The sequence below is a fragment of the Acinetobacter sp. YH12255 genome, assembly GCF_013417355.1.
GTDB lineage: Bacteria > Pseudomonadota > Gammaproteobacteria > Pseudomonadales > Moraxellaceae > Acinetobacter > Acinetobacter pseudolwoffii.
Genome location: NZ_VPEC01000004.1, coordinates 51659 through 67730, shown reverse-complemented (window position 1 = coordinate 67730; position 16072 = coordinate 51659). Strand labels below are relative to the sequence as shown.

General features: G+C 44.2%; 12 protein-coding genes. 10 read left to right on the top strand and 2 right to left on the bottom strand.

All coding sequences use genetic code 11. The features are described from left to right. Position 1 precedes the first annotated feature (1 nt). The 10 genes from FTV30_RS02930 (at position 2) to FTV30_RS02885 (ending at position 13825) form a co-directional block, all read left to right on the top strand. The gene (locus FTV30_RS02930) at positions 2-1723 is read left to right on the top strand and encodes a PepSY domain-containing protein (RefSeq protein ID WP_180000974.1); all 1722 of its coding nucleotides are present in this window, start codon (positions 2-4) and stop codon (positions 1721-1723) included. Continuing rightward, positions 1720-2058 (top strand): DUF3325 domain-containing protein, encoded by a 339-nt coding sequence (locus FTV30_RS02925; protein ID WP_100329080.1) that lies wholly within the window; start codon positions 1720-1722, stop codon positions 2056-2058. The genes FTV30_RS02930 and FTV30_RS02925 overlap by 4 nt, the downstream gene beginning before the upstream one ends. A 98-nt stretch (positions 2059-2156) precedes the next feature. Further along, on the top strand, positions 2157-2675 hold the full coding sequence (locus tag FTV30_RS02920) for a tetratricopeptide repeat protein (protein ID WP_180000973.1): 519 nt from the start codon (positions 2157-2159) through the stop codon (positions 2673-2675). Positions 2676-2784: 109 nt separating this feature from the next. Further along, positions 2785-3642: a DUF4062 domain-containing protein gene (locus FTV30_RS02915; protein WP_159138231.1), complete on the top strand. Its 858-nt coding sequence runs from the start codon at positions 2785-2787 to the stop codon at positions 3640-3642. Positions 3643-3833: 191 nt separating this feature from the next. Next, positions 3834-5216 (top strand): adenosylhomocysteinase, encoded by a 1383-nt coding sequence (gene ahcY, locus FTV30_RS02910; RefSeq protein WP_180000972.1) that lies wholly within the window; start codon positions 3834-3836, stop codon positions 5214-5216. 150 nt (positions 5217-5366) lie between these two features. Beyond that, a complete protein-coding gene (metF, locus tag FTV30_RS02905; RefSeq protein ID WP_180000971.1) occupies positions 5367-6203 on the top strand; it encodes a methylenetetrahydrofolate reductase [NAD(P)H] in 837 nt (278 codons plus the stop codon). Between the two features lie 108 nt (positions 6204-6311). Next, a complete protein-coding gene (locus tag FTV30_RS02900) occupies positions 6312-7022 on the top strand; it encodes a 16S rRNA (uracil(1498)-N(3))-methyltransferase (RefSeq protein ID WP_180000970.1) in 711 nt (236 codons plus the stop codon). A gap of 176 nt (positions 7023-7198) precedes the next feature. After that, positions 7199-10075: a bifunctional diguanylate cyclase/phosphodiesterase gene (locus FTV30_RS02895; protein ID WP_180000969.1), complete on the top strand. Its 2877-nt coding sequence runs from the start codon at positions 7199-7201 to the stop codon at positions 10073-10075. A 140-nt stretch (positions 10076-10215) separates the two neighbouring features. After that, entirely contained in the window at positions 10216-12495 is a 2280-nt protein-coding gene (locus tag FTV30_RS02890; protein WP_180000968.1) for an NADP-dependent malic enzyme, read from the top strand. Between the two features lie 94 nt (positions 12496-12589). Beyond that, positions 12590-13825, top strand: coding sequence for a multifunctional CCA addition/repair protein (locus FTV30_RS02885; RefSeq protein ID WP_074383390.1), 1236 nt, complete (start codon positions 12590-12592; stop codon positions 13823-13825). A 92-nt stretch (positions 13826-13917) separates the two neighbouring features. On the opposite strand, the gene epmA is transcribed toward FTV30_RS02885, so the two are convergent. Both epmA and FTV30_RS02875 read right to left on the bottom strand, forming a co-directional pair. Beyond that, entirely contained in the window at positions 13918-14892 is a 975-nt protein-coding gene (gene epmA, locus FTV30_RS02880) for an EF-P lysine aminoacylase EpmA (RefSeq protein ID WP_005169915.1), read from the bottom strand. Further along, the gene (locus FTV30_RS02875; protein WP_180000967.1) at positions 14889-15956 is read right to left on the bottom strand and encodes a 4-phosphoerythronate dehydrogenase; all 1068 of its coding nucleotides are present in this window, start codon (positions 15954-15956) and stop codon (positions 14889-14891) included. The genes epmA and FTV30_RS02875 overlap by 4 nt, the downstream gene beginning before the upstream one ends. Positions 15957-16072 lie beyond the last annotated feature (116 nt).

Genomic DNA, 16072 nt, shown 5'->3' with positions numbered 1-16072 from the left:
GATGAGAGTAGATGCAAAACAGGAAGGGCCACGCCAGTCGATGTCATGGTTGCATACCTGGGCCAGTCTGATTTTAGGCTGGCTTTTATATGCGATTTTTTTAACTGGAACTTTAAGTTTTTTCCAGAATGAAATCAGCATCTGGATGAAACCGGAATTTCATCAGTCAGTCCCACAAAAGTCCCAAATCGAACAGACCCGTGTCGCATTGGCTTATCTGCAACAGCATCATCCGGATGCCGGCAGCTGGGCGATTCAGCTGCCTAACTCACGCCAGAATACCACCATACTGAATATTCGCGGTGCCGGTGAAGATCCGCGTGCCCGTCGTGGCGGTACCCGCCTAACCATTGACAGTGCAACCGGTGAAGTGCTGCAAGCCCGTGAAACACGCGGTGGTTCATTCTTATACCGTTTTCATTTTGAACTGTACGGACTGCCCCGAATCTGGGCGCGCTGGATTGTCGGCATTGCAACCTTGCTCATGCTGGTGGCGATTATCAGCGGTGTCATTACCCATAAGAAAATTTTTAAGGATTTCTTTACTTTCCGTCCTGGCAAAGGTCAGCGCTCCTGGCTGGATGCCCATAATGCAACGGCGGTATTTGCCCTGCCGTTCCATATCATGATTACCTTTAGCGGTTTGTTACTGCTGCTGTTTACCCTGATGCCTTGGGGTGTCAGCCAGATTTATGAAAATCGAGGCGCATTTCTGCAAGATCAACGTAAGAGCTTGATTCAGGACAATAGCGTTCAGGCTGAATCCGGTGATAGTGACCAGCGTCGACTGCGTGGCGAGGGAGAGAGTCGTAGTGAACGTGGTGATATGTCTGCACGGAGTGAAGCTCGCCGTTCGCGTGGTGATGCACCACCTGCACGCCCTGCGCCATTGGCAGACTTAGCGCCCATTCTTGCAGCAGCAGAAAAGCAATGGAAAAACAATCCGGTTGCTACAATTAACATCATCCAGCCAAATACCGCCAAAGCTGAAATTGAACTTCGTGCCTTAAATGGGGTCAGCGTAGCCTATCGCAATGTTTATCCGAGTCTGGCTTTCAATGGCGTGACGGGTGAATTAAAGCCGGATCAAACCACACTGAAAACACCTTCAGTTGCAAACGGTATTTATAACGTATTTACCACATTGCATGAAGCACGTGGCGTGGACTTGGCTCTACGCTGGTTATTGTTCATGTCTGGTGTGGTCGGCACATTCATGATTGCGACTGGTTTGATTCTGTGGTGTGTCAAACGCGCACCACAACAACAAAAGCAAGGCTATAAATCTTTTGGTTATCGTCTTGTGGAAGTGACTAATATCGCGGCAATTATCGGTTTACCGATTGCCTGTGCTGCCTACTTTTATGCCAACCGTTTTATTCCTGCAGACATGGACATGCGTTTGAACTGGGAAATTCGCAGCTTCTTTATCGCGTGGTTGCTGACCTTAGTTTATGCCATGATTCGTAGCAATCGTCAGGCCTGGCTAGAGCTGCTCCTGCTTGCAACAGCAGCATTTGCCCTACTCCCAATTGTAAACTTCCTGACCGGCGGTCAGGCAATCTGGAACAGCATCATGCATGGTCAGTGGATGATTGCTTCTTTTGATCTGGCGATGTGGGCGCTTGCAATCCTGTTCTGGTTTGCATTCAAGAAAGTAAAAAACCATAAAGGCTTGCCGCCTAAAAAATCCAAAGTGATGCTCAAGGAGAATCAGGCATGATGTTCTTCTTATTGATTTGGGCTTTGACTTCTCTCGGTTTATTTGCACTTGCCGCGTCGATGTCCAAACATCAGAAACAGATCTTTGCTAAAGAGCTAGATGCTTCCAAAACCAGAATGGCCAGCATTCTTGGCTGGGTGATATTAACGATTGCGCTCATCCTGTGCCTGTTCGCAGGTACAATCAGTAACATGATCAGTTATTGGCTGGGCAGTTTAACTTTTGCAGCATTGGTCGTTGGTTTAAGCCTGAGCTATCTGGAAAGTAAAATTAAAGTAATCGCCTCAATCTGTGTGGTAATCGCCGTGATTTCAGCAATCATTTGCTTGGTCTAAAATTCTAATTTACCCCCTCATACTTGAAAAGCTGATCTTCGGATTGGCTTTTTTAATTTAAACCTTTAGTCTACGCATAATATTTTTGAGATGTTGATATGACCCAGCGTGTTTCTCCCTCTGCTGCCCTGACCAATCTTGCCTTAGCAGGCAATGCTGAAGCGCAATTTGAATTGGCTGAACTGTATATGCAAAGCGAGCATGATGATGACATTATTCTGGCTGAAGAATGGGCATTGAAAGCTGCCAACGGCGGACTGGTTGATGCGATGTACTGGTTAGGTGAAGGTTATACCGTTTATGCCAAAGAACTGGCTGAAGAAGATCCAGAAGAATCTAAAGCTCACTTTGAGTTAGCCTATTACTGGCTAAGTAAGGCCAATATCGAGAAGCACCCTGCTGCGACTTTAGAGCTGGCCGGTTTTTACCGTCGCGGTGATGTGATTGAAGAAGATGTAGAAAAATCAATCTCTTTAGTTAAACAGGCTGCGGAATGGGGCGAAGTTCAAGCGATGCGCGATCTTGCATTTATTTATGCCAATGGTTTAGGCGTAGATGGCGATGAAGAACAGGCTGAGTTCTGGACTCAAAAAGCAGATGCTGCTGAAACTAAATAAGTAAGAAAAGCCCGTCAGATGATGGGCTTTTTATTATAAAAATAGTCTGGCTCAATTGAAAAAGCACCTATATATTAGTCATTAATATTAATAAAATTCTGATAACAATATGGCTTACCAAGCAACAGTATTAAACGTAATGATCGCTTCACCAAGCGATGTCGCAGAAGAAAGACGACTTGTTCGTGATGCAATCTATGAATGGAATGCAATTCATTCTAAGCAATTTAATGTAATGTTAAATCCTATCAGATGGGAAACTCATGTAGCACCTGAAATGGGTAATAGGCCTCAAGAAATTATCAATAAAAGTATTCTCAATGATGCCGACATTCTGATTGGAATATTTTGGACTCGATTAGGTACAGACACTGGGGAATACGCCAGCGGTACTGTAGAGGAAATTTCCAGACATATCGACTCTCAAAAACTGACTTCAATTTATATCTGTGATAAACCTATTCCCCCAAGTCAAATTACTGAACAATATCAAAAACTACAAATTCAAATCAGGGAGTGGAAGCCAAGTGGCGTACTAGAATTTTACAATGATTTATCTATTTTTAAGCAAAAAATTAAAGATCATTTATCTCTTCATATCCAGCAAAATACATACATTCAAAATATCTTAAATAATCTAAAAATCATTGATTTCAAAAACCCTAAACTCTTAAAACAAAAAAATGAATTAAGCGAGAGAATGATGCAACTTTTACTAAGTGCTGGTGAACGCGAAAGTGAAATTCAATTTTTACAAAATATTGATTCTACCCAACTGCATGCTGGCGATTTACATTTGAATTTAAATAGCCAAAGAGAAATTTCTCAATGGAAAACGGCTATCACTGATCTAAAGAAATCAGGATTTATTAATGATCTTGGCAACAATGGTAGGCTGTATGAATTAACTGGTTTAGGCTGGAATACTTTTGATCAACTAAAAGCTCAAAGCTTAGAAAACAATTAATATTATCTTTTTTCAACTTGGCTCATTCATAGAATCCAAGTACAATACTGCGCTAGTCGAGGGATGCTGCGACGTTTTACAGGCACTAAATGTAAAATCGCTAGGCTCGACCATCGGTCAGACATTCGTTCTGATCAACAACGGCATCCGCGAACAGAACGATCCAATCTATTTTTTCCTAGGAGATCCTGATGAACGCGGTTACTGCTTCATTTACAGATTACAAAGTTGCTGATATTTCACTTGCTGATTACGGCCGTAAAGAAATTAAACTTGCAGAAGCTGAAATGCCAGCCCTTATGGGTCTGCGTAAACGCTATGCTGCTGCTAAACCACTTGCAGGCGCGAAAATTCTCGGCTGTATCCACATGACCATTCAAACTGCTGTTCTTATTGAAACACTGGTTGAATTGGGCGCCGAAGTTCGCTGGACTTCATGTAACATCTTCTCTACTCAAGATCATGCTGCTGCTGCAATCGCGGCTGCGGGTATTCCTGTGTTTGCCTGGAAAGGCGAAACTGAAGAAGAATACATGTGGTGTCTTGAACAACAGATCAATGTCAATGGCAAACCTTGGGATGCCAACATGATTCTTGACGATGGCGGTGATTTAACGCTACTTGTTCATGAAAAATACCCAGAAGTGATTGCTAAAATCCACGGTGTCACTGAAGAAACAACGACAGGTGTTCAACGTCTGTATGAAATGCTTCGTGATAGCACTTTAAAAGTTCCTGCAATCAACGTAAACGATTCTGTTACTAAGTCTAAGAACGACAACAAATACGGTTGCCGCCACTCTCTAAATGATGCAATCAAACGCGGTACAGATATGCTTTTATCTGGCCGTCGTGCACTTGTAATCGGTTACGGTGACGTAGGTAAAGGTTCTGCGCAATCACTTCGTCAAGAAGGCATGATTGTACGCGTAACTGAAGTTGATCCAATCTGTGCGATGCAAGCATGCATGGACGGTTACGAAGTTGTTTCTCCATACAAAAATGGCGTGCAAACTGGTAAGAAAGAAGACGTGAATCTTGATCTTCTTCAAAACACTGACCTGATCGTGACTACAACGGGTAACTACCACGTGTGTGACTCGGCAATGCTTGATTCATTAAAAGCGGGCGCTGTGGTATGTAACATCGGTCACTTCGATACTGAAATTGATACAGCTTACCTACGTGGCTACAAGTGGGTTGAAGTGAAACCTCAAGTACACCAAGTGTATCGTTCAGAAAATGAAAATGATTACCTGATCCTTCTTTCTGAAGGTCGTTTGGTAAACCTTGGTAATGCGACTGGTCACCCATCACGTATTATGGATGGTTCATTTGCCAACCAGGTATTGGGTCAAATGCATTTATTCGCTGAGAAATTTGCTGATCTTCCAGAATCTGAAAAAGCTGCACAAATTCGTGTAGAGCTTCTTCCTAAGAAATTAGACGAAGAAGTCGCTGCTGCAATGGTTGCAGGTTTTGGTGGTGTTCTGACTCAATTGACTCAAGAGCAAGCGGATTACTTAGGCGTTGCTGTTGAAGGTCCGTTTAAAGCGGATGCTTATAAATACTAATTAAACTCCACCCTCTCCCTAACCCTCTCCCATAGGGAGAGGAAACATTCATTACCAAATGTATGTCATCGAGGGTAAGTCCTCTCCTTTCAGGAGAGGATTTAGGAGAGGTAAAACTAATTAAAAAGTATTTATAAAAAGGATTTCAACATGTCTAAGCAAATTCCAATTTCATTTGAATTCTTCCCGACCAAAACTGATGTGGGTGCGGAAAAACTCAAAGTGGTTCATCAAGAACTACAATTGCTCAATCCAGAATTTTTCTCTGTAACTTATGGTGCAGGTGGTTCAACTCGTGAACGCACCCTGTCTACCATCAACGATTTTAATGGCAAAGGTGCACCGGTTGCCCCTCACCTGTCATGTATCGGCGATGACAAAGCGCGTATTGCAGAACTGCTTGATCTGTACAAATCACAAGGCATTGACCGTATTGTTGCCCTCCGCGGTGACTTGCCATCAGGTCAGGTTGGTTTGGGTGAATTACCCTATGCCGCTGATCTGGTTCGCTTTATCCGTGAATATTCAGGCGATCATTTCAAGATTGAAGTCGCAGCTTATCCGGAAATGCATCCTCAGGCAGAAAGCTTTGATCAAGACATCCAGCACTTTGTTGAAAAAGTACAAGCTGGTGCCAATGCAGCATTAACCCAGTTCTTTTTCAATCCAGATGCTTATTTCTACTTTGTAGATCGCATCCAGAAAGCCGGAGTTGATATTCCTGTGGCGCCGGGCATTATGCCAATCACCAATGCCAGCAACCTGATCCGCTTTGCGGACGGTACCGGTGCCGAGATTCCACGCTGGATTCGCAAGCAACTGGCAACCTATGGTGATGATACTGCCAGCATCAAAGCCTTTGGCCACGAAGTTGTGGTTAAATTCTGTGAGCGTCTGCTTGCAGGTGGCGCACCAAGCTTGCACTTCTACACCATGAACACCACTGATCCTACACGCCAACTTGTAAAAGACTTAGGTCTAGCATAAGTTTTTAGGCTGCATTGATCTCACCCATTTTCTCCCCTTGGGAAAAACACAAAGAGGGTGTAAATAGCAATGCAGTCTTGTTTTGTTCCATCTGAGAGTAATCCCTCCATGCCACGTTTTTTTATTGAAGCAGACTTAAATGTTGATACTACGGTTGAGTTAACGGAAACCGTTTTTCATCATTGGGTAAAGGTATTACGTGCTCAAGCGGGCGAAACCGCGACCCTGTTCAATGGACAGGGTGGCGAATATGAAGTGACCTTAACTGAGGTTGCTAAAAAATCAGCCACAGTATCGGTCAATGCATTTAATCCCGCCAATCGCACACCCAAGTTCCAGGCCTTGCTCGGTCAGGTGATGAGCAAAGGCGACCGCATGGATTATGCGATTCAAAAAGCTGTGGAATTGGGCGTTTCCGAAATTCAGCTGCTGACTTCGGATCGTTGTGAAATGCGCTTGAAGTATGATCGTGACCAGAAAAAACTGGATCACTGGCAGGGGATCGCGATTGCAGCATGTGAACAGTGTGGACTGAATATTGTGCCTAAAATTTTAGCACCAATATCACTTGAAAAATGGTTGGAAACCGAGCTACCCAAGACCAAACTGGTTTTGGCCCCCAATAAAGATGAAACAGATGTACTGGCAGATGCGACCCTGGATATTGCCCTGCTGATTGGCCCTGAAGGCGGTCTCAGTGAGGCAGAAATTACAGCGGCAAATGCAAAAGGTTTTCTAAACTGGTGTATTGGTGAACGCGTACTACGTACCGAAACAGCCCCTGTCGTGGCCCTTTCAATTTTGAACTATAATCTCTAGTTCATCAGGCCAGTAAAAATTTGTCTTTAATTTTGTTGATTTTTATTCCTAAGACCTCTAACCTCGATGAAAGAATAATAACTATTGATGAGTTAATTTTACACATTTCCTGGAGTTTTTTTATAAGAACAATACATAGGGAAAAACGTTTAGGATGAATACAGGCATTGAATCACATGGTTGATAAGCAAGACGACTATATCCAGCAGCATTTGCATCATGCTCAGATTGCGAACACACTTCGCCATAGTCGCTATTTTTTAATCAGTATAATGGTGATTTGCCTTTATATTTTTTGTATTTATCACCTTCAATATCGTCCTTCCAATACCTATTTTAATATCTGGTTTATTCTGACCGAGCTACTGGTCAGTATGTGCTGGTTGGTGAGCACACTTTATTTTAAGCCTGAACAATATGATTTGAAAGGCGCACATCGCTGGTTACAGATTCAGAGTCTTGCTGTCGGGAGCTGTATTGCTGTCGGTATTTATACAATTTATTACTATTTGCCGCAGGCCAATCCTGCATTCGAAGATATTGAAGCACTGACCTTGTCTGCTCTGCTCCTGATTGTGACTCAGGCATTTGGCTTGACTTATCTGACCCAAAAACTCAGTTATTTCTGCCTGGTATTTTTACCCTCTTTATTCCCTTTTTTATTGTCGCAAATTTATCATGTCAGCCTTTCCAATCCCTTCTTCGGTCTGGCCTTAAATTTTGCGGTGATTGTCATTCTGCTGTGTGCCAATAGTAGTTATCGTATTCATCGCCGGACATCGCGCTTGTATGCAGAAAACAGTCTGCTGGTTAAAAATGCCGAACAGCAAGTACTCTGGAGCGATGAACTGTGTCAGCAACTGCAAACTGAAGTCAATAAATCCAAGGATATCGAATTACAGTTACAGCTCAACAATCAACTGCTGGAACAGAAAGTTCGGGAACGTACCTACGATATTGAACAGATTAATCATCATTTAAAAAATCAGCAACAAAATCTGCAACTTGCCCATGAAATTGCCGGCATTCGGCCATGGGACTGGAATATCCAGGATCGTACAATTACCCTGACCAATCATAAAGATGAAAAAATCCTGCGTGATTCTAAAGACCATCATCTGCAATTAGAGTATCTGATTCATCCGGATGACCTGGACTATTTTAAAAGCAACATGAAGCAGCATCTACGTGGCCGGATTGAACGTTATGATGTCACCTACCGGATCCAGCTCAGTGATGGCAGCTGGAGCTGGGTGCATGATATTGGCCGTGTGATTCAACGTGATCCCAAAAATAATAAGCCGTTACGTATGGTGGGCATTCGTCGGGATATTCAGCAGGAACGCATTTCTCAGGAACGCTTGAAACTGGTCGCCAGTGTACTGGAACAGGCCGCGGAAGGGATTTTTATTCTCAATCCTGAACTGTATTATATTGATGTCAATCCTCACTATGAATACCTGAGCGGCTATGATCGAGAGCAGATCATCGGTAAGTTTTTATTCGATATTGCCGCGCAAAATAAGGCCGAACAACGCAGCAGCCATGCCAGCATTATCAAACAGCTGCAAAAGATTGGCTCCTACGATGGGGAAGTGCAGGCAAAGTTTCTGTCCGGCAAACAGTCCACTTTATGGCTGCATATCAATGCCGTCACTGATGATGAGGGCCGGATTACCCATTATGTCGGAATTGTCTCAGATCTGACCGAACGTAAATTACAGGAACAGCGCCTGTCATATCTGGAAAATTATGACACCCTGACCGATTTGCCGAATCGTTTCTATTATAACTATCAGCTGCATCAATATCTGGTCTCGCAAAAAGATTCCATTCAGCAGATGGCAGTGATCCGGCTGAACATCGATCGCTTCCGCCCGTTAAATGAATATCTGTCCAATAATGGCGGTGATGAACTTTTACGTCAGGTGGCGCAGCGCCTGCGTATGACCAATGCAGAAGCCCTGTTTGTAGCACATCTGAATGGGGATGATTTTGCAATTATCTACGAGATTTCGCACATTCGCCCTTCCGTGCAGCATCACTGTGAACGCATTGCCCAGGCTTTTAGCGCACCATTTAATATTTATGGTCAGGATTATGTAATTACTCTTTCTATGGGAGTGGCATTTTATCCGGATCATGGCCGACAACTCGATTATTTAAATAACTGCGCCGAACAGGCGCTGAATGAAGCCAAAAATCTGGGCGGCAATACCATTCATTTTTATTCCAGTCAGAATGAGGGTTTACAGGAACAGGGAATTTTCCTGGAACGGGATCTGCGTAAAGCCATTCAGAACAATGAACTGATTGTCTATTATCAGCCAAAAATCAATTTCAGCGATCAGAGCATTTATGGCTTTGAAGCATTGATTCGCTGGAATCATCCAGAAAAAGGCATTATTCCACCCGGCCTGTTTATTCCTTTAGCCGAACAGACCAGCCTGATTTCAGACATTGGCCGTCTGGTGATACAGCAAACTGCCAAACAGATTCGTCAATGGAATGATCTCGGTTTTAATCATATTTGTGTATCAGTCAACATCGTGGCGCAACAATTGCGGCGCGGCCAATTACTTGACGATCTGGATCAGGCCATTGACGATAACCAGATTTCAGGTACCAGTCTGGAACTGGAAATTACCGAATCGTCTTTAATTGAAAATTCAGAAACCGTCAAAAACCTGCTGAACGAAATCAAACAGCGACAGATTCATATTGCCCTAGATGATTTTGGGACAGGCTACTCATCTCTGTCCTATCTTGCTGATTTCCCGATTGATACCTTAAAAATCGACCGTAGTTTCGTTTCCAAGATTGGAGAGAACAAGCAGGAAGCCATAGTCAGTGCCATGGTGGCGATGGGTAAAGCCATGGGGATGACCGTGGTGGCAGAAGGGATCGAAACCATTGAACAGTTAGAATATCTGCGTGATTTAGACTGTGATATCGCTCAAGGATACCTTTTCTCCAAACCGCTGCCCGAACAGGAAGCCACTGCGTATTTGACACAAAATATGACCAACGATTCTTATACTTATCAAGTCTAAGTTTATACCCTCCCCCAATAAGATTGTTGGAAAAACGGCCGTCTTTGGCTGTGCGAACTGGCGAACAAATGGTATATTCGGGGACATAAATAAATTTTTTACCCGCTGACCGGGTAATCTTTACAACGATCGAGAGACTGATGGACGAACAATCTTTAAAGCAACAGGCCCTTTACTATCACGAGTTTCCTACCCCGGGGAAAATCAGCGTTACACCAAGCAAACAATTGGTCAACCAACGTGACTTAGCCCTTGCTTACTCGCCTGGCGTAGCTGCACCATGTCTTGAGATTGAACGCGATCCTTCAACTGCTGCATTGTATACCGCACGCGGTAATCTGGTCGCTGTAGTGACCAACGGTACTGCGGTGCTGGGCTTGGGTAATATTGGTCCTCTGGCTTCTAAACCCGTCATGGAAGGTAAAGGCGTATTATTCAAAAAATTCGCTGGCGTAGATGTGTTTGATATTGAAATTGCTGAAAACGACCCGGACAAAATTGTTGATATTATCGCATCATTAGAACCGACTTTCGGCGGGATCAACCTTGAAGATATCAAGGCGCCAGAATGCTTCTACATCGAGCAAAAACTGCGTGAACGCATGAACATTCCAGTGTTCCATGATGATCAGCACGGTACTTCGATTATTGTGGGTTCTGCTTTACTTAACGCGCTGCAAATCAACGGCAAAAAAATTGAAGACATCAAGATTGTCGCTTCAGGCGCGGGTGCTGCAGCCCTATCTTGTTTAAATCTGCTTTGTGCCCTTGGCGCGAAAAAAGAGAACATCATCGTTGCCGATTCACGTGGTCTGCTGACGACGCACCGTGAAGGTCTGGATGAGTCGAAGAAAGCTTATGTACAGGACATCGAAGCCACTCAGCTTGGTGATGTGATCGCGGGTGCAGACATGTTCCTTGGTCTTTCTGCTGCCGGCATCCTGACCAAAGAAATGGTTAAGGTGATGGCCAAAGATCCGATCATTTTCGCACTGGCGAATCCGGATCCAGAAATTCTGCCTGAACATGCACACGAAGTTCGTAATGATGTGATCATGGCCACTGGCCGTTCTGACTATCCAAACCAGGTCAATAACGCACTTTGCTTCCCATACATCTTCCGTGGGGCATTAGACGTTGGTGCAACCACGATTAACGAAGAAATGAAAATTGCCTGTGTACATGCAATTGCGCGTATGGCACACGTCGAAGCGGATGCTGCAACTTATGGTGAGAAATCGGCATCATTTGGCCGTGAATACCTGATTCCGGGTCCACTGGATCAGCGCCTGATTCTTGAAATCGCACCTGCAGTGGCACAAGCAGCCATGGATTCGGGTGTAGCAACACGTCCAATTAAAGATTTCTCGCATTATCGTCAACGTTTGTCTGAGTTTGTCTATAACTCGGCATTCGTGATGAAACCGATCTTTGAACAGGCAAAATCAAATCCTAAGCGTATTGCTTATGCAGAAGGTGAAGATTTACGCATACTTCGTGGTGTACAAATTGCAGTCGATGAAGGCTTAGCACAACCCATCCTTGTGGGTCGTCCTGCGATCATTGAAGCGAATATCAAGAAATTAGGTTTACGTCTTGAAGATGGTGTCAATGTCACTATCGTCGATCAAGAAAAAAATCCAAATTACGAATTATTCGCAGATGATTACTACAGCATCATGCAACGTAAAGGGGTTACACCTGAGTATGCACAACGTGAAACACGTCGTCGTTCAACGTTAATTGCTGCCATGTTAGTGAAACATGGTTTGGCTGACGGTATGCTGTGTGGTACTTATTCAAGCTACGATATTCATTTAGATTTCGTACGTAATATTATTGGTTTGAAAGAAGGTCGTAATAACTTCTTCACACTCAATGCATTAATGCTTGAAGATCGCAACTTATTCATTGCCGATACGTATATCAACCGTAACCCAACCGCTGAACAGCTTGCTGAAATGACCATTTTGGCTGCTGAAGAAGTGCGTCGTTTCGGTATGACACCACGTATTGCTCTTCTATCTCATTCAAGCTTTGGTTCTGATCAAGATGATGCTAGCGCGAAAAAAATGCGCCAAGTGTATGACATCTTGTCTGAAATTGCGCCTGAACTTGAAGTTGAAGGTGAAATGCATGGTGATGCTGCACTGGATGAAAATATTCGCCAGTTTGCCTTCCCGAACTCACGTTTTAAAGGTTCTGCAAACTTACTGATCATGCCGAATCTGGATGCTGCCAACATTTCGTTTAACTTGTTGAAAGCAACTTCAGGCAACAACGTGACGATTGGCCCAATTCTGTTGGGTGCTGCGAAGCCGGTACATATCTTGACTCCGACTGCGACTACGCGTCGCGTGGTGAACATGACTGCACTTACCGTTGCAGAAATCCAGCAAGCGGAACAAGACGCACTTTAATCCAATGACAAGATAACGACGCATCCGCCTCGTTTCTTAACTTGAGAAAACCTCTATTCTGTAGCATGATGCTTGTAAGAATAGAGGTTTTTTCATGCAAGTTTATTTAGTAGGCGGTGCAGTTCGGGATCATTTGCTCGGACACCCCTATCACGAAAAAGATTATGTGGTCGTTGGTGCAACTCCGGCGCAAATGCTTGACTTAGGCTATCAGCCCGTAGGCAAAGATTTTCCTGTTTTCCTACACCCCAAAACAAAAGAAGAATATGCACTGGCCCGTACCGAACGTAAATCCGGCACCGGTTATCATGGTTTTGACTTTCATACCGATATCAGTGTGACCCTGGAACAGGATTTGATCCGTCGTGACCTGACCATTAATGCCATGGCGATGGATGATGCCGGTCAGATTTATGATCCTTATGGCGGTCAGCAAGATTTGAATAACCGGGTGCTGCGTCATGTTTCCGATGCTTTTGTCGAAGATCCATTACGGGTGCTGCGAATTGCCCGTTTTGCGGCCCGCTATACCAGTGCAGGTTTTGTGATTGCGGATGAAACTTTAGCACTCATGCAGCGCTTGACGGAATCCGGTGAATTGAATGCATTAACACCGGAGCGGGTCTGGAAAGAAACTTCACGTGCCTTAACAGAACGTCATGCTGATGTGTATTTTGAAGTATTGCGTCAATGTGGCGCTTTAAAAGTCTTATTTCCTGAGATAGATGCCTTATATGGTATTCCGCAACGCCCTGAATATCATCCGGAAATTGACTGCGGCATTCACACCATGATGTCCTTGCAGCAGGCGTGTCGTCAAAACTATAGCCTGGATGTACGTTTCGCCGTTTTAGTGCATGATTTGGGCAAAGCATTAACCCCGGTTGAAGAATTACCGCGGCATATCATGCATGAAGAACGTGGCATCAAGCCGGTCAATGATCTGTGTGATCGCTTAAAAGTACCGACCTATACCAAGCAACTGGCGTTGGCAGTATGTAAAGAGCATCTGAAATGTCATCAGGCATTTAATCTCAAACCCGGTACTTTATGGCGATTATTGCAGCGTCTGGACGTTTTACGTCGTCCCGAGCGTGTCGAAGCTTTTGTACAGGCCTGTGAATGTGATTCACGTGGCCGTTTAGGACTGGAAGATCGTGCCTATCCACAAGCACAATATGTACTTGATGCCATGCAGATAGTACGTGCCATTAAAGCACAAGACCTGCCTGCCGATATTCAAGGCCCGGATATTGGCGAAATGCTGATTGAACGGCGTATTCAGGCACTGGGTGAACTTAAAGCCCAACAAACTGTATCTATTGAATAAAGACAAAGCACCCGAGGGTGCTTTTTTATTGCTTCAATCATTTAGTGCAGAGACCCAGCCCTCTAAAGAGCTTAAGGAAAATCAAATCCCGATCAGGAAATATCCGCCGGGAAACTAATCACTTGCTCCAGTTTCATCTGATTGGTCGCGATCATGAGCAAGCGGTCAATTCCCAAAGCAATCCCTGAACATTCCGGCATATTCGGTAAAGCCGCCAGTAAATACTCATCAATAGGCATAACATGCAGCCCAAGTCTGGCCCGCTCTGCATTATCCGCCTCAAAGCGTGAGCGCAAAACTTCGGCATCAATCAGCTCATCATAGGCATTAGCCAATTCTAAACCTTCGATATACAACTCAAAACGTGCAGCGACCAGTTCCCCATCTTCATCGATTCGGGTTTTCGCCAGAGAGGCCATTTCAGGCGGAAAATCGGTCAGGAATACTGCGGTATCAAAACCGAGACTTGGCTCCACCATATGTGAAAATAACAGGTCGATATAGCCGAGCCGATCCTCACCCAAATCCAGATTTAGACCGACACGGCGACAGCAGTCTTTCAGTTCCTGCAAGGTCGCTTGCAATGGATTAATATCCAGACGATCCATAAAGGCATGTTTATAGCTCAAAATGGTTGGACGGATTTCAGCAAAACGTGCTTTAAGCGTCACATTAAGCAGATCGGCTACTTCGAACATCAAATCTTTTAAGCTAAAGCCCGGACGATACCATTCCAGCATGGTAAATTCGCTATTGTGCTTACGCCCATGCTCATCATCACGGAAGACTTTACAAATCTGGTAAATAGGCCCGCTGCCACTGGCCAATAAACGCTTCATGGCAAATTCAGGTGAGGTCTGTAAATAATGCGTATGTGCTTTAGCCAGTACATGACGCTGCGCCTGTACTGAAGCCAAATGCACATCGGTCACACCGGCTTGAGATAAAATTGGTGTTTCGACTTCTAATACATCCCGCTCAGCAAAAAATTGACGGATTTGTGCATATAAGGTGGCACGTGCACGCATGGCATTCAGGTCACACGTCGGCTGATAAGTGCTATTCATGCTTTTGGCCCACCATGTGCAGCCCATTCACGACGCAGCGGATAGGTTTTTCTTAAATGATCAAAAGCCTGCTGATCCACTTTGCCATCCTTGACACAAGCACGCAGATTTTGATCATCACGGGCAATATCATAAATTTGCGTTAAATATTGCTTTAGCACCATTTTTAAATCCTGATTTTGGAAAAACTGCTTGCAGACCGGAAGCTGGGTTTCGAACTGTTTATGTGCTGCAAAAGCAAAAGTTTGACAAAAAGCGTCATAGATCATTTGAGTACCACGCGCCTTGCCTTCCAGGCTATAACCGGCAATATGCGGCGTCACCAGCGTCAGCAGATCCAGAAGCTCTGCTGAAATAACCGGTTCGTGTTCAAAAACATCTAAAATCACAGTTCGTTGTGTCGCTTTAAGATCCTGGATCAGGGCGGCCTCTTCAATCACTGGCCCACGTGCAGAATTAATCAGAATTGCATCAGGCTGCATTTGCGCCAATGTAGCCGTATTGAATAAATGGTAAGTTGGATAAAGACCCGTTTGAGTTAAAGGGACATGAATCGAAATCGCATCTGCTTGCTGCAACAATTCATTAAATTCAACTTGATCAACCTGCGTTCTTTGAACCAAAGGATCATAGCCAATCACGCGCCAGCCCAAAAGTTTTGCCATATAAGCCAGACGGGTTCCAACATTACCCAAACCGACTATACCCAGGCTAAATGTTGCATTGGCATCTACTAACTCAGGACGTACATGCAGTAATGCGGTAATGACATATTCAGCCACAGCTTGTGCATTACAGCCGGCTGCATTGCTCCACTGAATCCCATGCTGTTCCAATGCAGCAATATCCAGATGATCTGTACCAATAGTGGCACTGCCTACAAACTTGATCGAACTATTCTGTAGCAGTGCTTCATTGACCTGAGTCACTGAGCGTACCAATAATGCATCTGCATCCTGAACATCCTGTGCCATTAAGCTACGGCCTGGACAATGACGAATGTCTGCAAATTCAGAAAAGAAATAATCGGTAAATGCCAGATTTTCATCTGCGACAATTTTCATAATGAGATCCATATGATGCTTGGGCATATGATAGCGCGTTGATGTCTCTGACTCTATATTTGGCACATGCGTCCATTTTTCAAGTTTTAAGCTATGAGCTGGTTATTGATGAATAA

Excerpts from the sequence above, each read along its gene's own strand:
- metF (WP_180000971.1), top strand. The coding sequence starts at position 5,367 with ATGTCTAAGCAAATTCCAATTTCATTTGAATTCTTCCCGACCAAAACT.
- FTV30_RS02930 (WP_180000974.1), top strand. The coding sequence starts at position 2 with ATGAGAGTAGATGCAAAACAGGAAGGGCCACGCCAGTCGATGTCATGG.
- epmA (WP_005169915.1), bottom strand. The coding sequence starts at position 14,892 with ATGAATAGCACTTATCAGCCGACGTGTGACCTGAATGCCATGCGTGCA.
- FTV30_RS02925 (WP_100329080.1), top strand. The coding sequence starts at position 1,720 with ATGATGTTCTTCTTATTGATTTGGGCTTTGACTTCTCTCGGTTTATTT.
- FTV30_RS02920 (WP_180000973.1), top strand. The coding sequence starts at position 2,157 with ATGACCCAGCGTGTTTCTCCCTCTGCTGCCCTGACCAATCTTGCCTTA.
- FTV30_RS02885 (WP_074383390.1), top strand. The coding sequence starts at position 12,590 with ATGCAAGTTTATTTAGTAGGCGGTGCAGTTCGGGATCATTTGCTCGGA.
- FTV30_RS02875 (WP_180000967.1), bottom strand. The coding sequence starts at position 15,956 with ATGAAAATTGTCGCAGATGAAAATCTGGCATTTACCGATTATTTCTTT.
- FTV30_RS02890 (WP_180000968.1), top strand. The coding sequence starts at position 10,216 with ATGGACGAACAATCTTTAAAGCAACAGGCCCTTTACTATCACGAGTTT.
- FTV30_RS02900 (WP_180000970.1), top strand. The coding sequence starts at position 6,312 with ATGCCACGTTTTTTTATTGAAGCAGACTTAAATGTTGATACTACGGTT.
- FTV30_RS02915 (WP_159138231.1), top strand. The coding sequence starts at position 2,785 with ATGGCTTACCAAGCAACAGTATTAAACGTAATGATCGCTTCACCAAGC.
- ahcY (WP_180000972.1), top strand. The coding sequence starts at position 3,834 with ATGAACGCGGTTACTGCTTCATTTACAGATTACAAAGTTGCTGATATT.
- FTV30_RS02895 (WP_180000969.1), top strand. The coding sequence starts at position 7,199 with ATGGTTGATAAGCAAGACGACTATATCCAGCAGCATTTGCATCATGCT.